Here is an 18,667-nt window from a genome sequence, read left to right as displayed (position 1 = left end):
CCCGGGGTATTTTGACCAAGAAGAAGCCGGCCCAGGAGCCAGGCGCGCAGGGAGAAGAACAATGACAACCAAGGTTATCAAGGGCGGGACCGTTGTTACCGCAGACCTGACGTACAAGGCGGATGTGCTGGTCGAGGGTGGCCAGATCATCGAGATCGGGGCGGACCTGAAGGGCGACGAGGTGCTGGACGCGACCGGCTGTTACGTCATGCCCGGTGGCATTGATCCGCACGTGCACCTCGAGATGCCCTTCATGGGCACCTATTCCAGCGATGATTTCGAAAGCGGCACGCGGGCGGGTCTGGCGGGGGGCACGACGATGGTGGTGGATTTCTGCCTGCCAAATCCGGGTGAAAGCCTGCTGGACGCGATCAAACGCTGGGACAACAAGTCGACCCGCGCGAACTGTGACTACTCGTTCCACATGGCCGTGACCTGGTGGGGTGAGCAGGTTTTCAACGACATGAAAACCATTATCGAAGATCGCGGTATCAACACCTTCAAGCACTTCCTCGCCTATAAAGGCGCGTTGATGGTGAATGACGACGAGCTTTATGCGAGCTTCAACCGCCTGGCCGAACTGGGCGGGATCGCGATGGTACATGCCGAGAACGGTGACGTGGTGGCCGAGATGACCGCCAAGCTTTTGGCCGAGGGCAACACCGGCCCCGAGGCGCATGCCTATTCGCGCCCCACGCAGGTGGAAGGTGAAGCCACCAACCGTGCCATCATGATTGCCGATATGGCGGGCGTTCCGCTTTACGTGGTGCACACCTCCTGCGAGGAGGCGCATGAAGCCATCCGCCGCGCCCGCATGCAGGGCAAGCGTGTCTGGGGCGAGCCGCTGATCCAGCACCTGACGCTGGATGAGAGCGAATATTTCAACACCGATTGGGACCATGCCGCGCGTCGCGTGATGTCGCCGCCGTTCCGCAACCAGAAGCACCAGGATTCGCTCTGGGCCGGCTTGCAGTCGGGGTCGCTGAGCGTGGTGGCAACGGACCACTGTGCCTTTACCACCGAGCAGAAACGCTATGGCGTGGGTGATTTCTCGAAGATCCCGAACGGGACCGGCGGTCTTGAGGATCGTCTGCCGATGTTGTGGACCCACGGGGTGAACACTGGCCGTTTGACGATGAACGAGTTCGTGGCGGTGACCTCGACCAATATCGCCAAGATCCTGAACTGCTATCCCAAGAAGGGCGCGGTTCTGGTGGGGGCCGATGCGGACCTCGTGGTGTGGGATCCGGAGAAGGAGAAGACCATCTCGGCCGGGAGCCAGCAGTCCTCGATTGACTACAACGTGTTCGAGGGCCATCACGTGAAGGGCCTGCCGCGCTTTACCCTGACCCGTGGCCAGGTGGCCGTGAACGACGGGGTGATCCAGACGCAGGAAGGGCACGGCAAGTTCGTGGCACGCGAGGCCAACACCACCGTGAACAAGGCGCTGAGCACCTGGAAGGAATTGACGGCCCCACGTCCCGTGGAGCGCAGCGGCATTCCGGCAACCGGCGTATAAGACATATGCGCCCTGACCGGTTCGGACGGGGCGCAACACCAACAAGCAAGCCACATTCGGCCAGCGGAGCAAGACCTTGACCAAAGACCCTGTCATCAGCGCGAAGAACCTGTCGCTGACTTTCGAGACCAACGACGGTCCGGTGCATGCGTTGAAAGACGTGAATCTTGAGATCAACAAGGGGGATTTTGTCAGCTTCATCGGCCCGTCGGGGTGTGGCAAGACCACGTTCCTGCGGGTGATGGCGGACCTTGAAAAACCCACGGCGGGCGAGATCACGGTGAATGGCGTGAGCCCGGAAGAGGCACGCAAGGCGCGGGCCTATGGGTATGTGTTCCAGCATGCGGGCCTGTATCCCTGGCGCACCATTGGCGGCAACATCCGCCTGCCGCTCGAGATCATGGGCGTGAGCAAGGCCGAGCAGGATGCGGCCGTGAAGGAAGTGCTGGAACTGGTGCATCTTGATAACTTCGAGAAGAAGTTCCCTTGGCAGTTGTCGGGCGGCATGCAGCAGCGGGCCTCGATCGCGCGGGCGCTGGCGTTCCATGCCGATATCCTGTTGATGGATGAGCCGTTCGGGGCGCTGGACGAGATCGTGCGCGATCACCTGAATGAGCAGCTTCTGGAGCTGTGGGCGCGCACCAACAAGACCATCGGTTTCGTGACCCACTCGATCCCCGAGGCGGTGTACCTGTCGACCAAGATCGTGGTGATGTCGCCCCGTCCGGGCCGGATCACCGACGTCATCGAAAGCACCCTGCCGAAGGAGCGTCCGCTGGATATTCGCGACAGCCAGGAGTTCATCGACATCGCGCACCGGGTGCGGGATGGTCTACGGGCGGGGCATGCAGATGACGAATAGGTTTCAAGGCCCCGGATCAATCATGGGGCGGGAGGTGCGCCGATGAAGGCCGTCTGGTATCGCATAGGCCCCATTCTCACGGTGGTGATCGCCATCTTTGTGTTGTGGTACGCGGGCTCGGTCGCGCTGAATGCGCCCTGGGCGTATGACAAGGCGAAACGGGCCGGGGTGGAGTTGAGCACCTCGGAACTGATCGCCGATACGATGAATCAGAAAAAGCCCAAGCTGCCGCCGCCACATCAGGTGGGGGCGGAGATCTGGAAGACCACGGGGGACATGGTGGTGCGGGGACGTGCGTTTTCGAAACGCTCGTTGCTGTACCACAGCTGGATCACCCTGAGTTCGACGCTGCTTGGCTTTGTGCTTGGCACCGGGCTTGGCATCGCGCTGGCGGTGGGCATTGTCTATAACCGTACGATGGACATGAGCATCATGCCCTGGGTGATCGCGAGCCAGACCATTCCGATCCTTGCGATTGCGCCGATGATCATCGTGGTGCTGAACGCGGTGGGCATCTCGGGGCTTTTGCCGAAGGCTGTGATCTCGATGTACCTGTCGTTCTTCCCTGTTGTCGTAGGGATGGTGAAGGGGCTGCGTAGCCCTGACCATATGCAGCTTGACCAGATGAAGACGTGGAATGCGAGCGGCAACCAGGAGTTCTGGAAGCTGCGCCTGCCGTCGTCGATGCCTTACCTGTTCACCTCGCTGAAGATCGCGATGGCGGCGTCGCTGGTGGGGGCCATCGTTGGCGAGTTGCCGACGGGTGCCGTGGCCGGCCTTGGTGCGCGCCTGCTTGGTGGCAGCTACTATGGTCAGACGATCCAGATCTGGAGTGCGCTTCTTGTGGCGGCGGCACTGGCGGCGGCCCTCGTGGGACTGATTGGCCTCGTGCAGAACGTGGTGCTTAAACGGATGGGGATGGTGCGATGATCTGGGCAATCACAGGTATCATAGCGTGGCTGGCCGGGTGGCGCCTGAATGTCTGGCTGGCCAACCAGCCGAAAACCCGCGCAACACGGCTTGCGGTGCCCATCATCTTTGGCGTGACCCTCATCGTGTTGTGGGAATGCGTGGTGCGTGGCTTCGAGATTTCGCCGGTTCTGTTGCCGGCGCCCACGATGATCGCAGCGCGCTTTGCGGTGTCGACCGGCATCCTGTGGGAAGATTTCGTGCAGACCGTGATCAAGGGGGCCTTGTCAGGCTATGTCATGGGATGCGGCGCGGCCTTCCTGACGGCGATCGCGGTGGACCGTTTTCCGTTCCTGCAACGGGGGCTTTTGCCGGTGGGGAACTTCGTGGCGGCGCTGCCGATCATCGGCATGGCCCCGATCCTCGTGATGTGGTTCGGCTTTGACTGGCAGTCGAAGGCGGCGGTTGTGGTGGTCATGGTGTTCTTCCCGATGCTTGTGAACACGGTACAGGGCCTTCAGGCCACGGATCACATGCAGCGTGACCTGATGCGGACCTATGCGGCAAGTTATGCCCAAAGCCTCATCAAACTGCGGCTTCCCGCGGCGATGCCGTTCATTTTCAATGGCCTGAAGATTGCCACCACCCTTGCGCTGATCGGTGCGATTGTGGCTGAATTCTTCGGGTCGCCCATCAAGGGCATGGGGTTCCGCATCTCGACCTCGGTAGGCCAACTGGCGCTGGATCTGGTCTGGGCCGAGATCGTGGTGGCCGCAGTGGTTGGATCGGCTTTCTATGGGGGCGTTGCGCTCCTGGAAAAGGCCGTGACCTTCTGGCACCCGTCGCAGCGGGGCTGACATATACGTTAACGATAAGTCCAAGAATAACAGGACAAAACATTCAACAAGGAGAGTAAGACATGAAAACCATCATCAAGACTTTAGGCGCCGCTGCGCTTGGCCTTGCGGCCGGCGTGGCACAGGCCGCCGATGACGTGACCCTTCAGCTCAAGTGGGTGACGCAATCGCAATTTGCAGGCTACTACGTGGCCGCCGACAAGGGCTTTTACGAAGAAGAAGGTCTGAACGTTACCATCAAGCCGGGTGGCCCGGATATCGCGCCGGCACAGGTGATCGCGGGCGGTGGGGCCGATGTGGTTCTGGACTGGATGCCGTCGGCGCTTGCCAGCCGCGAGAAGGGCCTGCCGCTGGTGAACATCGCGCAGCCGTTCAAATCGTCGGGCATGATGCTGACCTGCCGCAAGGATGCGGGCGTCTCGTCGCCAGCTGATTTCGCCGGGAAAACCCTGGGTGTCTGGTTCTTCGGCAACGAGTATCCGTTCCTGAGCTGGATGAGCAAGCTGGGCCTGTCGACCGAAGGCGGCGCGGATGGCGTGACCGTTCTGAAGCAGGGCTTCAACGTTGATCCGATCCTGCAGGGTCAAGCGGCCTGTGTGTCGACCATGACCTACAACGAATACTGGCAGATCATCGACGCCGGCCTGAGCCCCGATGACCTCGTGGTGTTCAAGTATGAAGATCAGGGCGTGGCGACGCTGGAAGACGGCATGTACGTGCTGGAAGACAACCTGAACGATCCGGCCTTTGTCGACAAGATGGTGCGCTTTGTGCGTGCGTCGATGAAGGGTTGGAAGTGGGCCGAGGAAAACCCGGCTGACGCGGCGATGATCGTTCTGGACAACGATGCTTCGGGTGCACAGACCGAAGAGCACCAGGTGCGCATGATGGGCGAAATCGCCAAGCTGACCGCCGGTTCGAACGGCGCGCTGGACCCGGCCGACTATGAGCGGACCGTGGAAAGCCTGATGTCGGGCGGTTCCGATCCGGTCATCACCAAAAAGCCGGAAGGCGCATGGACCCATGCCATCACCGACAAGGCGCTGAACTAAGTTTTGCGTCAAACCGCGGGGAGCACGCGGGGGAAGGGCCGGGGATTTCCCCGGCCCTTTTTTCATGGGGTTCACATCGGGAGTGTTGCGCTTATATATGGAAAATAGAATGTAAATGCAGGAAGTCGAATATGAGCGGCAAGAAGCTGACATGTCTTGAATGCGGGCAGGTGAACCGCGTGCCGGAAGAGCGCCTTAGCGCCGGGCCGAAGTGCGGCACCTGTGGTGCCAAGCTGATGGGCGGCAAGGTGGCCGAGGTGGACCTTGCCACGTTGCAGAAAGCCGCGCGCAACGATGATGTGCCGCTGGTCGTGGATTTCTGGGCGCCGTGGTGCGGCCCCTGCCGCCAGATGGCCCCGCAATTCAGCCAGGCAGCGCAAACCCTTTCGGGGGATGTGCGGCTTGTGAAGCTGAACACCGAGGAACACCCGCAGGCGGGCGCGAAGTTCCGCATCCGGGGCATTCCTACCATGGCGGCCTTTGCAAAAGGTAAAGAGCAGGCACGCCAGTCGGGCGCGATGCCGGCCCCGGCCATCGTGAAGTGGATCAAACAGGCGGTCTAGCGCCGGAACCGGTTGACGATATAGCGCGGCAGGCGGCGCAACACGGCCCCTGCGAGGGCCGGATATTCGACCTCGCCCGCGAGCAACTGCATGTATTGCATCCGCACCGTGCCTGAACGTCGGAAGGTATTGGTAAACGCCGTTTGCCAGCGCGGTGCAAAGATGATCCGGCGTAGGGTGCGGGCGATTTTCAGGTTGCGGTGGATGTCTTTCAGGTTGCGCTGGTAACGCGGCAGCGCGGTTTCGGGGGTGTTTTCCGAAAGGGCCTCACAGGCGGCCTGCGCGGCGAGCTGCCCGCTTTTCATGGCAAAGGCGATGCCCTCGCCGGTGATCGGATCGACCAGCCCCGCCGCGTCACCGGCAAGCAGGATGTGGCCCCGCCCCGGCACCGTACGGAAATCGCCGAAGGGCAGGTAATGTCCCTTGTAACGGGTGCGGTCGGGATCGAGGTTCAGGGTGTCGAGATAGGCCGCGAAGTGGCCCTTCATATCGGGGTTCGGGTGCAATAGCCCGCCAACCCCGACGGTGGTGGAGCCCTGTTTCGGGAAGGACCAGCCATAGCCCCATGTCGCGGCGGCAAAGTCGATGCGCAGGGGCTGATCCTCGGGGGATTGTTCGGTGGTTGATGCTTCGATTTCGAGGCCGAAACCGATGGTATTCTTGTCAAAGGGCGCGCCGAAGAGGTGGCGGGCCGTGATGGAATTCACCCCGTCCGCGCCAATCAGAACGCGGGCAGTTACCGTGTGGCCGTCCCGAAAAGTGACCGTGTTATCCGTAAGTTGCGCGATCGGCTGGCCCGTCAGGTCTACCGCGCCCGCGTCGATGGCGTGCTGGTAAAGCGTGGCGTCGAGGTCGACGCGCATGGTGAGGTTGAAGGGCGGGACGTCGGTCAGGGTGGCGAGGCAGGTGCCGTCGTGGAAAAAGCTGATCTCGTCGCGGGTGACGGCCTTGGACGGATCGAAATCCTGGCCGAAAATCTCACGATAGTAGGTCCGGCTGCGACCGGTGAACAGGCCGCCACAGAGCTTGTTGCGGGGGAAGCGGGCCTTGTCGATCAGGCCGACGCGCGCGCCCTGTTTCGCAGCCCAACAGGCGGCGGCGCTGCCGGCGGGGCCGGCACCGATTACGAGAATGTCAAAGCTGTCCTGATCCTGAGACATGCGTGCTTCTACCAGCTTTCATGCGCTTTGCCATCGGGTTAGGGTGGGGCCAGCGAAAAAAGGAAGCCAGCCGATGACTGACGAGAAAAAACCAAGTGGCGAAGCGACGTTACGCGTTGCGGCGATGCCCGCCGATGTGAACGTGAACGGTGATATTTTCGGCGGTTGGGTGCTGGCGCAGATGGATATTGCCAGCGGAATCGTCGCCGCCGGGCGCGCCAGAGGGCGGGTGACAACCGTGGCCGTGGATGCGATGAAATTCATCCGTCCCGTCGGGATCGGTGATGTGCTCTGCGTCTGGGCCTGGGTGGAACGGGTGGGACGGTCTTCGATGGCCATCCGCATCGAAGCCTGGGCAGACCGGTTCCGTTCGGACAAGACCGAGAAGGTGACGGAAGCGGTGTTCACCTATGTGGCCATCGACGAAGACGGCAAGCCGCGGCCGGTGCCGGAGGCCTGAAAATCCACGTCGGTATTGCGTCGGTATTCCGGCTGTATCGCGGAGGTGCGCCGCGCGGTGCGGTTCTGGCGTGTTAACCCCGCTCTGCGAGGGTGTGATCTGCCTGATGGAAGGAGATCACGGATGACACGACAACGGGGAACCCGCGCGCAGCGGCTGGCGCGGGAAAAGCTGATCCAGAGTTTGCAATACCTGCAACGGGACTATGCCGTCGGACCGGCGGTGCGCGACGAGGTGCCGGATGCCTGGCACACGCTCGAGCTTGATATTGACGTGGAAGAGCCGAAGGAGAAGATCACGCTCTACCTTGATCAGTCGGTGGCGCGGATGTTCCGTGGCATGGGCAGGGGATACCAGGCGCGGATCAATTGGCTGTTGCGGACATGGGTGCAGATGAAGATCGCAGGCGAGTTGGAGATCGACCGGGTGCTGGAGGCGCGGATCGCGGATATGGCGGGAGAGTTGTAGGCCCTCGGACGCGAGGCCAGATTATGCTAGGGTGGGGTATTCATTGTTTTAAGAAAGCGGATTTTCCCATGCGATTTCTCATGTCCTGTCTCGTGCTGCTGGCGCTCTCGGCCTGTGGCTATGTCAACTACAAGGATCTGAAGGCGGGGTCCTTCTCTGGCGCGGTTCATGTCTACTGGGTCGGCGAGAACAACACGGCCTTTGGTGACGGCAATTTTGTCTATGTCCCGGTGCGCGGGCAGGAGCTTACCTTTACCCGGACCCGCGCCAACGGGGAGGTGCAGGTGATCCGGCCCGAGCCGTTTTACACCGACGGCGGGTCGGTCCCGAAACCGCTGCAATCGATCGGCGGCATGTCGGCCTGGGGCTATGCGCCGGCCTATATCATTCATGACTGGCTGTTCGTGGCCCGCAAATGTGTGAATGACGGCAAGCAGCCTACGGCCCATGAGGTCGAGATCGTCGGCGACATGAGCTTTCAGGAAAGCGCGGACATCATGGGCGAGACCATCAAGACCCTGATCGAGAGCAACCGCGTCAAGCGGCGCGAACTGTCTCCGGTGGCGATTTCCTGGGCGACCGCAGGACCGGTATCGCGCAACCTCTGGAATGAGGAGACCTGCGTGCGTCTGCATCCGACACACCTTGCGAACATCCAGCATCTGATCGGCGACGGCAGGCTGGCGGGTATTCAGGCGCGCTCAAAACGTAACGAACGCACGGGTGGGCCGCAGCTGGTGGGCACCATCAGTTTCGACTGATCCGGTGCCCGGTGCCCGCTGTCAGCGGCGGAACAGGGACTGGATCAGGGTGGTCAGCGTGGCTGCGAGGGTAATCATGGTGGCGTGCCAGCCAAGGAACCAGCGCTGGCCGGCGGCGGCGTCTTCGGCATAGGAGACGGCAAAGCCGTGCTGGCCGTTCTTGGCAACCCAGAAGGCGGCGGCCGTGGCCAGCGCGAAGATGGCGAAACGGATCAGCGGTTTGACGGGCAGGAGTGCGGCGAGGCTGGCGGCAAGGATGCCGATGGGGGCGCCGTAAAGGACAACCTGCATCGACCACCACGGGTGGGCGCCGAAATCTTTCGGGAGGTTCAATTGCCAGACCACGGCCATCAGGACGGCGGCAACAAGGGCGGGGATCAGGATACGCATGGGCTCTCCTTGGGGCTTTGGGCGTGTTGGGAGAGATGTGGGGTGCCCGTCGCGCGGTGAAAGGTTTGTTTCAACGTGGTGGCGGGGATGTGAGGGGGCAGGTTCCCTCTGAAACGAATGGGGTCGTTCACCCCTCGGCGACATTGCGGAAGATGCTGACGCCAGTGATCCAGGCGATTTCTTCGAAGCCTTTGACTTCGTAGCCCGAGGCCTGGAACACGAGGATGTAGACATCGCGCGGGGCGTCCTTGAGGGAGGCCTGAATGCGGGCAAGGGCGGCGTCGAAGTAGGCGCTGCTGAAGGGGTTGAAGAAGTAGAAGACGGTCGCGCATTCGGGGGGCTGGAACAGCGCGGCGTTTTCTTCGAGCACGATGCAGGCGGTGTTGGGGAACTTGCGCGCGGTGTGGGCCAGATTGCCCCGGCACTGCTGGGCAAGGCTGGGGGAGAGTTCGATGCCGGTGGCCTTTGCGAAGCCTTCGGCCTGGGCGAGGATCAGAACCAGACCGGCACCCGAGCCGTAATCGACAAGATGGTGGTTTGAGAACGGGCCAGCTTCGGTCGCGAGCCAGCGCAGCGCCTGTGTCAGGCAATGCGGCGGGGTTGGGCGATAGCGTTCCGATTGCGACTGTGCGGTCTTGTCGGCGAAGTCGAGGTTGTCCTTTTCGATCCGCTGTCGGGTGCTGACGCCGTGACGCCAGTCGAAGGTCCATTCGCTGAGCACGTGGCGCAGCAGTTCGCGATAGGAGCGCAGGCCAAGGTTGACGCGGGCCGAGTGGGCTTCGCCGGGGGCAATGAGGGACAGCAGGGTGAAACGCGCGGGCGGGAAGTGCATGAATGGGCTTGGGTCGAAATCGCTTGGTTGGTGGGGGCTTTGGGGAAGGGTAGAGGCTCGGTTGCCGGGGAGCAATGGAAATTGCCAGCGGGACTTTTGAGCGGCAGGTTCCCTCAGAAACGAAAAGGGGCCGGATGATCCGGCCCCTGTCGTGTTCAGCGGGTGAACTTCTTGTGCTTGAGGCGTGTGGGCTCGAGCGCGTCGGGGCCGAGGCGGCGTTTCTTGTCTTCTTCGTAATCTTCGAAGTTGCCCTCGAACCATTCCACGTGGGCGTCGCCTTCGAAGGCGAGGATGTGGGTACAGATCCGGTCGAGGAAGAAACGGTCGTGCGAGATGACCACGGCGCAGCCGGCGAAATCGACAAGCGCGTCTTCCAGTGCCCGCAGGGTTTCAACGTCGAGGTCGTTGGTCGGTTCGTCGAGCAGCAGCACGTTGCCGCCTTCTTTCAGCAGGCGGGCCATGTGCACGCGGTTGCGTTCACCACCCGACAGGAGGCTCAGCTTCTTCTGCTGGTCGCCGCCCTTGAAGTTGAAGGAAGAGCAGTAGGCGCGGGAGTTCACTTGCGCGTCGCCCAGTTCGATGATCTCGGCGCCGCCCGAGATGGCTTCCCAGACGGTGTCGCCATCGTTGAGGTCGTCGCGCGACTGGTCGACATAGGACAGCTGCACGGTGTCGCCGTAGGTGATCGAGCCGCTGTCGGGCTGTTCCTGGCCGGTGAGCATCTTGAAGAGGGTCGATTTACCGGCGCCGTTCGGGCCGATCACGCCGACGATGCCACCCGGCGGCAGCGAGAAGGTGAGATCTTCGATCAGCTGCTTGTCGCCGTAGTGTTTGGCGATGTTCTCGACCTCGATCACCTTGGAACCCAGACGCGGGCCGTTGGGGATGACGATCTGGGCGCGGGTGATTTTCTCGCGCTCGGATTGCGAGGCCAGCTCGTTATAGGCGTTGATCCGGGCTTTCTGCTTGGCCTGGCGGGCTTTCTGGCCCTGACGCATCCACTCGAGTTCGCGTTCCAGCGTCTTCTGCTTGGATTTGTCCTCGCGGGCTTCCTGTTCGAGACGCTTGGCCTTCTGTTCCAGCCACGCGGAATAGTTGCCCTCGTAGGGGATGCCGCGGCCCCGGTCGAGTTCGAGAATCCAGCCGGTGATGTCATCCAGGAAGTAACGGTCGTGGGTGACGCAGAGGATGGTGCCCTTGTAGTCGATCAGGTGCTGTTGCAGCCAGGCGATGGTCTCGGCGTCGAGGTGGTTGGTCGGTTCGTCGAGCAAGAGCATGTCGGGCGCTTCCAAGAGCAGCTTGCAGAGCGCGACGCGGCGGCGTTCACCACCGGAGAGTTTCGAGACATCGGCATCGTCCGGCGGGCAGCGCAGGGCTTCCATCGAGACGTCGATCTGGGCGTCGAGATCCCAGAGGTTCTCGGAGTCGATGGCATCCTGAAGGGTGGTCATCTCTTCCATCAGCTCGTCGGTATAGTTCTCGGCCATCTCGACGGCGATCTGGTTGAAACGGTCGACCTTGGCCTTTTTCTCGGCCACGCCCAGCATGACGTTTTCGCGCACGCTCAGGCTCTCGTCGAGTTTCGGTTCCTGCGGGAGGTAGCCAACCTTGGCCCCCTCGGCGGCCCAGGCCTCGCCGGTGAAATCCTTGTCGAGACCGGCCATGATCTTCATCAGGGTCGATTTACCGGCGCCGTTGACGCCGACCACACCGATCTTCACGCCGGGCAGGAAGGAGAGGTGGATGTTCTCAAAGCATTTCTTGCCGCCGGGATAGGTCTTGGAGACCCCCTGCATGTGATAGACGTACTGATAGGATGCCATGTGGACACTCCGAACTTGGTGGGAATCTGTCGCGCAATTTCGCGTTAGCAGGGGTGATAGCGGATGGGGTGTGGGATGGCAAATGCGAGGTCAATCCGAACCCTGTAAAAACTGCACTTTCGTTGGGCCTGTTTGCCCGGCAACGCCGGGCAGCGCCCGACCCTCCCCACGGGAGGGCGCTTGGGCGCCCACCCAGGGTCGGGCGCTGCCCTTGGAGGGGAGGGGTGGCTTGTCGGCTTGCGGTATGGCGCGTTGCAAAGGGCGCGGTTTCGGGGGGGATTTGCGGCGTGGCGGATCTGTGATTTGATTTTTCAGTCAAAATGCGTTGCCCTGCCTGATAACTGGCGGAGGAAGCGGTTTTGCGGAGATATTGGGGGGCGATTGCGGCCTGCGCGCTGATCATCGGGTGTTCTGTCACCCGGACGGACCGATTGGCAGCGGTGCCGAACCTTTACAACGAGGGGCGCAACTATTCCGAAGCGCGGGTGCCCGAGACCTATCGCACGGTCACGCCCGAACTTTTGTATGTTACCAACCGCTCGCAGGACCTGCAGTCGAACGGCGTGCCTGTCTATGTGCCGGAACGGTCGGATTCGATGGGCTATGGGACGGCGCAAGTGCAGTTCGAGGGGGCCGACAGCTGGCCGGCGTTGCTGGCACATAATGGCGAGGCGATGATCGCGCATCCGGTGCGTCTGAGCGTTGTCAGCATGAAAGACAAGGTGCGGTTTTCGAAAACGCCGCTGGATGCCGAGCGTCGGGACGGGCTGGTGGTTGTCGACCCGGTGGCGCAGGCGGAATATGAGGGGTATGCCCGCCAGTTCCGCGAGGCGATCCGCGCCAAGGTTCGGGAAACCGGAACCGGGCGCATCCTGTTTTACGTGCACGGGTTCAACAACGATTTCGAAGACTCGCTGGTGACGCTGGCGAACCTCTGGCACTTTTCGGGGCGGCAGTCGATCCCGATGGCCTTTAGCTGGCCGGCGGGACACAAGGGGATCTTCAAGTATTTCAAGGATCGCGAGGCCGGTGAATTCTCGGTGTTTCACCTGAAGGAGACGCTTGATCTGTTGGCGTCGGTGCCGGAGGTGACGCAGATTGATATCGTTGCCCATTCGCGGGGGGCGGATGTGGTGACGGCGGGGCTGCGCGAGTTGATCATTCGCGAAAGGGCGCGAGGGCACCGGCCCAAGGACACGATGAAGACCGGCACTCTTATCCTTGCGGCGCCGGATCTGGATGTGGGTATTGTCCGGCAGAGGCTTTTGAGTGAGCGGTTCTCGGAGGGGTTCGAGCAGGTGAATGTCTATGTGAACCCCAAGGATCAGGCGCTGGCCTATGCGGCGCTGTTGACGCAGGGCGCGCGGTTCGGGCGGCTGGATGCCGAGGATTTCGCGCCGGGCGAGCTGGCGTCGTTGCGCAGGGTCGGGTTGATCCATTTCATACGGGTCGAGGGCGTGTCGGGGCTGGGGCATTCCTATTTCCGCGACAATCCCGGCGTGATGTCGGATATCGCCCTGGCGCTTTTGACGCGGGCCTTTCCGGGTGGGACGTTGCGACCGCTGGAGTTTGATCAGGAAAACATCTGGACCCTGCATCCAGCCTATCCGCTCGAGCGGCTGCCGGATTTGAATGACCGTTTTCTCGAGTCGCCACGCTGATGGTGGGGTTGCGGGATCTGATCGCGGGCTATGCACAGCCCGGGCGGGTGGCATGGATCGGCCTGAGAGGGGCGCGTCGGGAAGGGGTGCGCCCGGTCGATGAGGTCTGGATCGGGGCGGAGGGTCTTGAGGGGGATCACGGCCGTGCCGGCAAGCGGGCGGTGACATTGGTGCAGAAAGAACATCTGCCGGTGATCGGGGCGATGCTTGGGCGGGGGCCGGTTGCGGCGGAAGAGCTGCGGCGCAATCTGGTGATCGAGGGGCTCAACCTTGCGGCCCTGAAGGGGCGGCGCGTTCGTGTGGGGGCGGCGGTTCTGGAGATCACCGTGATCTGTGCGCCGTGCAGTCGGATGGAGGAAACCTTTGGCACCGGCGGGTATTCCGCGGTGCGCGGGCATGGTGGCTGGTGTGCCAGCGTGGTGTCCGGTGGGTTGGTGCGCATCGGGGATGCGGTTGTTCCACTCCCCGATGAGGATGCGACGCCCTAGAGGTGTTTTTCGAAGAAATGCGTGGGGTAAGGGTCGTCGTTGAAGCGGTCGATCTGGTGCCAGCCGGTTGTCTCGTAGAGGCGGATGGCCTCGGGCAGGGCGGCGTTGGTGTCGAGGCGCAGGGTGGTGATGCCGAGGCTGCGGGCCTTGTCTTCGGCGGCGTCCATCAGGCGGCGGGCGAGGCCGAGGCCGCGCGAGGCGGGGGAGACCCAGAGGCGTTTGATCTCGGCATAGCCCTTGTCGGTTCCCTTGAGGCCGACGCAGCCAAGCGGCAGCCCGTCGGAGGTGGCGACAAGGAAGCTGCCGCGTGGGGCCATCATGTCGGTGGCTTCGGGGTCGGCGGAGAGGTTTACGTCGAAGCCGGTGTCAAAGCGGCGGCCAAGTTCGGCGTAGTATTCTTCGAGACAGTAGACCGCGTCGCGGCTTTGCGGGTCGCATTCTTCCAGCGTGATCGCCTGTGCGGTGAGGGCAGAGGCGACAAGGTCCATCGCCGCCAGAAGGGTGTCGGGCTTGGGGTGGCGGGCAAGCAGGGCGTGGGCCTGCTGGTCGGAGAGGGTGTTGTAGGCGTGATATTCGGCAAGGCCTGCCGTGGTCAGGGTGGCGATGCGGCGGCGGGCGTCTTCGGGGTGGGGCGCGAGGGTGACGAGGCCTTCGTCCTGAAGGCCGCGCAGGGTGCGGCTGAGCAGGGTTTTGTCGAGGTTCAGGTAGGCGCGGATGCTGTCGAGGTCCCGGCCCTCGGGGCCGATGGAATGGATGACGCGTGCGGTGCCCAGCGGGCGGCCACGGCCAAGAAAGGACTGGTCAAGCACGCCGGTTTCGCGGGTCACGGCCCGGTTGAAGCGGCGGATGCGGGCGATGGGGTCGAGGGACATTGGTTGCCTTGTGTCAACTGTTTTGATTTACTTATGTCAACCATATGGGGGCGTCAAGAGGGCGGGTTTTGCCTGATGGTGGTGGCGGGACGCTGTGGTCCCGATCCCTGCGGGTCTTGGCTGGCGTTGCCTAAGTCCTTGTTGTGTGTCGCAAAGGGGCGCATTACATCAGAGGGATGAGCGCGGCGAGCAGATATCGGAAGGTCACGATTGGGCTGTTGGGGGGATCGTTTGATCCGGCCCACGGCGGCCATGTGCATATCACCCTTGAGGCCATGAAGCGGTTCGGGCTGGATCGGGTGTGGTGGCTGGTCAGTCCCGGCAATCCGTTGAAGGCACAAGGGCCGGCGGCGCTGGATCGTCGGATGGCGGCGGCGCGGCAGGTGATGCGGCATCCGCGCGTCGAGGTCAGCGATTTCGAGGCGCGGGCGGGCACGCGGTATACGGCGGAAACCCTGCGGGCCTTGCAGGCGGCGCATCCGGGGGTGCGGTTTGTCTGGCTCATGGGGGCGGACAACCTTGCGCAGTTTCACCTCTGGAGGGACTGGCAGGAGATCATGGAGCGGGTGCCCGTAGGGGTGCTGGCGCGGCCCGGGGATCGAGTTGAGGCGCGGACCGCGAAGGCGGCGCAGGTCTATCGTCATGCGCGGCTGCGGGCCTCGCAAAGCCATCTGTTGGCGCAGGCCGAGGCCCCGGCCTGGTGTTTCGTCAACGTGCCGATGCTGGATGTGAGTTCGAGTGATATTCGGGCGCGTGGGGGCTGGGTGCGCTAGGCACGGGCAGCGCGTTGGCCGAGGACGGCCGAGGCGAGACCCGCACCGATGATCAGGACAAGACCGGCGATGGTGAGCAGGTCAGGCAGGTCATGGAAGACCGCCCAGCCCAGGGCCGTGGCGGCGATCAGCTGAAAATAGACATAAGGTGCGAGTGACGAGGCGGTGGCGCGTTGGTAGGCGTAGAGCAGGAGCAGGTTGCCGCCTGCCGAGAAGGCGGCGCTGGCCAGGGAAAGACCCGCGATTGTCGGGGTGAGTGCGGGCGTCATGTGCCAGCAGAACGGGGTCATCATCACCGCGCTGAGGAATAGTTGGCTGAAGAACAGGCTGCCGGGGCGGCCGAGCGGGGCCAGCCAGCGCGAGGATGTCAGGAAGGCGCCATAGCAGCAGCCCGCGAGGGCCGCGAAGGCCAGGCCGGGCGAGGCATCAAAGCCGGGGCGCACAACCAGCAGGACACCGATGAAGCCAAGCGCCATGAGGGCGCTGCGCATCGGCGTGACCGCTTCGCGCAGCAGGACGGCGGAGAGCACGTAGCTGAGGATCGGGCCAACGAAAAAGGCGGCAAAGACATTGGCAACAGGGGCCGTTGTCAGGGCGATCTGGATGAAGGTGATGCCGCCGGTCAGGAACAGAGCGCGCAGCCAGATGCGCCAGTCTTTCATCAGGCGAAAGGTATCGGGGCGCAGGAAGGGCAAGGCCATGAGCGTGCCGAGCACGAAGCGAGACCAGGCCACGAAGAACGGCGAGGCCTCGTGCACATTGGTCAGAAGCTTGCCCGCGGTGTCGCCTGCGGGGATCATCGACATGGCGATGAACATGATGATGAGGGCCTGCCACATGAGCCGGCCATAGCATGTTGTTTCACGGCTGGGAAACGCAATGTTGAGCAGGTTGCATATGGACCTGCGGCGGGCGGCGTCATAGTGTCGGATCATGGTTAAGGCATTTACACGCAGGGCATTTCTGGCAACGGGCCTGGCGGGGCTGGGCTCGTCGGTTCTGGCTGCGCCGGTGACACAGTCGCTGCGTCCCAAATTGCGTCCCGAAAGCCTGCGCCAGCGGGTTGCGCCCGGGGTTGAGGCGCTGATCAAACAGGCCGGTTTGCGCGGACAATTGAGCCTTTCGGTGGTGGATGTCGGCAGTGGCCGGGTGCTGGAAGGGTACCGCGCGGGGAATGCCATGCCGCCAGCGAGTGTCGCAAAGGCGCTGACCGCGCTTTATGCACTGGACACGTTGGGGGCGGGATACAGGTTTCCTACGTTCCTGAAACGTACGGGGCCTGTGGAGAACGGGGTTCTGAAGGGTGATCTTGTGCTTGAGGGCGGGGGCGATCCGACGCTGGACACGGATGCGCTGTCCTGGATGGCGGCAGAGTTGAAAAAGGCGGGTATTCGCGAGGTTTCGGGGCGTTTTCTTGTGTATGGCGGGGCCATGCCGAAGATCGCGCGGATTGATCCGGGGCAGCCGGAACATGCCGGTTATAACCCGACGATTTCCGGGCTTTGCCTCAACTACAACCGGGTGCATTTCGAATGGAAACGCGCCAACAACGGGTACAGCGTTGCGATGGACGCACGGTCGCGGAATTACCGCCCGGACGTGAGTATCGCCAAGATGCGCGTCGTGAAGCGGCAATTGCCGGTTTACACCTATGAAAGCAAGGGCGGCACGGATCACTGGACGGTGGCGCAGGGCGCGCTGGGCAAGGGGGGCGCGCGGTGGTTGCCGGTGCGGGTGCCCGAGGCCTATGCGGGGGATGTGTTTCGCACGCTGGCGCGGGCGCATGGCATCGTGTTGAAAAGGGCCAAGGTGGTGCAGCAGGCGCCGTCGGGCGTTGTTCTGGTCACCCATAAGAGTGCGCCGCTGAGTGAGGTGCTGCGCGGGATGCTGAAGTATTCCACCAACCTGACTGCAGAGATGGTGGGGATCGCGGCGACACAGCTACGCGGCGTGGCGGTGCGCAGCCTGAAGCAGTCGGCGCAGGAGATGAACCGCTGGGCGGCGCAGTCGCTGGGGATGCAGGGGGCGGCGCTGGTTGATCATTCCGGCCTTGGTGCGGCCTCGAGGATGCGGGCGGATGCGCTGGCGCAGGCCCTGTCGGGCGTGGCGCAGCACGAGGTGCTGGGGCCGATCCTGAAGAACATCAAGCTCAAGGACCGCAAGGGCAACCTGCGCAAGAACACGGCGACTCGGGTGGTGGCCAAGACCGGCACGCTGAACTTTGTGAGCGGGCTTGCGGGCTATGTGACGCTGGCGGATGGGCGGGTGCTGGCCTTTGCGATCTTCTCGGCGGACAAGAAGGCGCGGGCGGCGATTGCGGCCAATGACAGGGAGCGGCCCAAGGGCGCGCGGGCGTGGAACCGCAAGGCGAAGTCGGTTCAGCAGCGGCTGATCGAGCGCTGGGAAGGGATCTATCTGGGATAGACGCTTTCAGAAAAGTGAGAAGCATATGAAAACCACTTGGATCGTGACGCCGTACTTCTTTGAGAACAAAGACATGGCTCTTGTAAATGCTGTGCCCAAAGGCGAGAACTTTGTGCTTAATGACCCTAGCGGAATTGCAGACCGATCTGCTGAGAGCCTGTCTAGAGGGCATCGTCCAATCGCGGACATCGTGGCCAAAGCAGCTACGAAGGGTGAGGTTCCGTTCTCCATTGCGGGAGATTGTTGTGCCAGTCTCCCCGTGATGGCGGGGCTACAGAAGGCTGGCTTGGCGCCAGTACTCGTGTGGTTAGATGCTCATGGAGATTTCAACACTTATGAGACATCCCCATCGGGATTTCTTGGGGGTATGCCGCTGGCGATGATGGTGGGCAAAGGTGATTTGTCGATTGCGCGCGCCTCTGGGCAAAGGCCCGTTACCGAGAGCGATGTCTGGCTGGTGGAAGCGCGAGATCTTGATCCGCTAGAAGCCGAGGCGGTGCGGTCGTCGAATTTGAACCGGTTAGATCTCTCCATGTTCGCGGATATTGTGCTCGACCGGCCTGTCCATCTGCATATCGACAATGATGTAGTTGACGCGGTGGACGTGCCGGCCAACAACTATCCTGTTGACGATGGTCCCCGTCTTGAAGAAGTCATCGAGGCTTGTCGGACCTTTGCCGCCCAAAACAGGATTTGTGCGGTGTCTTTGAGCGGCTGGAATGGTCATTTGGACTGTGACGGACAGACTGCAGCAGCCTGTCGGCAGTTATTGGCGGCAATTGCTGAGGTCTAA

The 18,667-nt window shown here is 62.5% G+C and carries 20 protein-coding genes; 14 read left to right on the top strand and 6 right to left on the bottom strand.

What is annotated here, in order from left to right; genetic code table 11:
* The first annotated feature begins 61 nt into the window (after positions 1–61).
* From hydA to trxC, 6 genes are all read left to right on the top strand, one after another.
* Positions 62–1,519, top strand: coding sequence for a dihydropyrimidinase (gene hydA, locus NNA36_RS00410; RefSeq protein ID WP_255103203.1), 1,458 nt, complete (start codon positions 62–64; stop codon positions 1,517–1,519).
* A 76-nt stretch (positions 1,520–1,595) separates the two neighbouring features.
* Positions 1,596–2,381 carry an ABC transporter ATP-binding protein gene (locus NNA36_RS00405; RefSeq protein ID WP_255103201.1) on the top strand — a complete coding sequence of 262 codons (786 nt, stop codon included), beginning with the start codon at positions 1,596–1,598 and terminating at the stop codon, positions 2,379–2,381.
* Positions 2,382–2,423: 42 nt separating this feature from the next.
* The gene (locus tag NNA36_RS00400; protein WP_255103199.1) at positions 2,424–3,311 is read left to right on the top strand and encodes an ABC transporter permease; all 888 of its coding nucleotides are present in this window, start codon (positions 2,424–2,426) and stop codon (positions 3,309–3,311) included.
* On the top strand, positions 3,308–4,147 hold the full coding sequence (locus NNA36_RS00395; protein WP_255103198.1) for an ABC transporter permease: 840 nt from the start codon (positions 3,308–3,310) through the stop codon (positions 4,145–4,147). Before NNA36_RS00400 ends, NNA36_RS00395 begins: the two co-directional genes overlap by 4 nt.
* 62 nt (positions 4,148–4,209) lie before the next feature.
* Positions 4,210–5,199, top strand: a complete 990-nt coding sequence (locus NNA36_RS00390; RefSeq protein WP_255103197.1) for an ABC transporter substrate-binding protein — start codon at positions 4,210–4,212, stop codon at positions 5,197–5,199.
* Between the two features lie 131 nt (positions 5,200–5,330).
* On the top strand, positions 5,331–5,762 hold the full coding sequence (trxC, locus tag NNA36_RS00385) for a thioredoxin TrxC (protein WP_255103196.1): 432 nt from the start codon (positions 5,331–5,333) through the stop codon (positions 5,760–5,762).
* Here the strand turns inward: trxC and NNA36_RS00380 are convergent.
* A complete protein-coding gene (locus tag NNA36_RS00380; RefSeq protein WP_255103195.1) occupies positions 5,759–6,922 on the bottom strand; it encodes a geranylgeranyl reductase family protein in 1,164 nt (387 codons plus the stop codon). The genes trxC and NNA36_RS00380 overlap by 4 nt on opposite strands.
* A gap of 73 nt (positions 6,923–6,995) precedes the next feature.
* On the opposite strand from NNA36_RS00380, the gene NNA36_RS00375 reads away from it, so the two are divergent.
* From NNA36_RS00375 to NNA36_RS00365, 3 genes are all read left to right on the top strand, one after another.
* Positions 6,996–7,382 (top strand): acyl-CoA thioesterase, encoded by a 387-nt coding sequence (locus tag NNA36_RS00375; protein ID WP_255103193.1) that lies wholly within the window; start codon positions 6,996–6,998, stop codon positions 7,380–7,382.
* A 123-nt stretch (positions 7,383–7,505) separates the two neighbouring features.
* On the top strand, positions 7,506–7,850 hold the full coding sequence (locus NNA36_RS00370) for a BrnA antitoxin family protein (RefSeq protein WP_255103191.1): 345 nt from the start codon (positions 7,506–7,508) through the stop codon (positions 7,848–7,850).
* A gap of 68 nt (positions 7,851–7,918) precedes the next feature.
* Positions 7,919–8,611 (top strand): DUF1353 domain-containing protein, encoded by a 693-nt coding sequence (locus NNA36_RS00365; protein WP_255103189.1) that lies wholly within the window; start codon positions 7,919–7,921, stop codon positions 8,609–8,611.
* 21 nt (positions 8,612–8,632) lie between these two features.
* On the opposite strand, the gene NNA36_RS00360 is transcribed toward NNA36_RS00365, so the two are convergent.
* The 3 genes from NNA36_RS00360 to ettA form a co-directional block, all read right to left on the bottom strand.
* Positions 8,633–9,001 (bottom strand): hypothetical protein, encoded by a 369-nt coding sequence (locus tag NNA36_RS00360; protein ID WP_255103187.1) that lies wholly within the window; start codon positions 8,999–9,001, stop codon positions 8,633–8,635.
* A 127-nt stretch (positions 9,002–9,128) separates the two neighbouring features.
* Complete coding sequence (locus NNA36_RS00355) at positions 9,129–9,833, bottom strand: hypothetical protein (protein ID WP_255103185.1); 705 nt, start codon at positions 9,831–9,833, stop codon at positions 9,129–9,131.
* A 155-nt stretch (positions 9,834–9,988) separates the two neighbouring features.
* Positions 9,989–11,656, bottom strand: coding sequence for an energy-dependent translational throttle protein EttA (gene ettA, locus NNA36_RS00350; RefSeq protein ID WP_255103183.1), 1,668 nt, complete (start codon positions 11,654–11,656; stop codon positions 9,989–9,991).
* 359 nt (positions 11,657–12,015) lie between these two features.
* Here ettA and NNA36_RS00345 point away from each other — a divergent pair, with 359 nt between their 5' ends.
* Positions 12,016–13,317: an alpha/beta hydrolase gene (locus tag NNA36_RS00345; RefSeq protein WP_255103181.1), complete on the top strand. Its 1,302-nt coding sequence runs from the start codon at positions 12,016–12,018 to the stop codon at positions 13,315–13,317.
* Complete coding sequence (locus NNA36_RS00340) at positions 13,317–13,805, top strand: MOSC domain-containing protein (RefSeq protein ID WP_255103179.1); 489 nt, start codon at positions 13,317–13,319, stop codon at positions 13,803–13,805. The genes NNA36_RS00345 and NNA36_RS00340 overlap by 1 nt, the downstream gene beginning before the upstream one ends.
* Here the strand turns inward: NNA36_RS00340 and NNA36_RS00335 are convergent.
* Entirely contained in the window at positions 13,802–14,677 is an 876-nt protein-coding gene (locus NNA36_RS00335) for a helix-turn-helix domain-containing GNAT family N-acetyltransferase (protein ID WP_255103177.1), read from the bottom strand. The genes NNA36_RS00340 and NNA36_RS00335 overlap by 4 nt on opposite strands.
* A gap of 176 nt (positions 14,678–14,853) precedes the next feature.
* Between NNA36_RS00335 and NNA36_RS00330 the strand changes: the two genes are divergently transcribed.
* Complete coding sequence (locus NNA36_RS00330) at positions 14,854–15,450, top strand: nicotinate-nucleotide adenylyltransferase (RefSeq protein WP_255103175.1); 597 nt, start codon at positions 14,854–14,856, stop codon at positions 15,448–15,450.
* Here the strand turns inward: NNA36_RS00330 and NNA36_RS00325 are convergent.
* Entirely contained in the window at positions 15,447–16,289 is an 843-nt protein-coding gene (locus tag NNA36_RS00325; RefSeq protein WP_255103173.1) for a DMT family transporter, read from the bottom strand. The genes NNA36_RS00330 and NNA36_RS00325 overlap by 4 nt on opposite strands.
* A gap of 94 nt (positions 16,290–16,383) precedes the next feature.
* Here NNA36_RS00325 and dacB point away from each other — a divergent pair, with 94 nt between their 5' ends.
* Complete coding sequence (gene dacB / locus NNA36_RS00320; protein WP_255103171.1) at positions 16,384–17,874, top strand: D-alanyl-D-alanine carboxypeptidase/D-alanyl-D-alanine-endopeptidase; 1,491 nt, start codon at positions 16,384–16,386, stop codon at positions 17,872–17,874.
* A 25-nt stretch (positions 17,875–17,899) separates the two neighbouring features.
* Positions 17,900–18,667 carry an arginase family protein gene (locus NNA36_RS00315; protein ID WP_255103169.1) on the top strand — a complete coding sequence of 256 codons (768 nt, stop codon included), beginning with the start codon at positions 17,900–17,902 and terminating at the stop codon, positions 18,665–18,667.

This window comes from Shimia sp. CNT1-13L.2, assembly GCF_024331145.1.
Taxonomy (GTDB): domain Bacteria; phylum Pseudomonadota; class Alphaproteobacteria; order Rhodobacterales; family Rhodobacteraceae; genus Shimia.
Note: the sequence above shows the minus strand (reverse complement) of the source record. Positions and strands in the feature narration are given on the sequence as shown.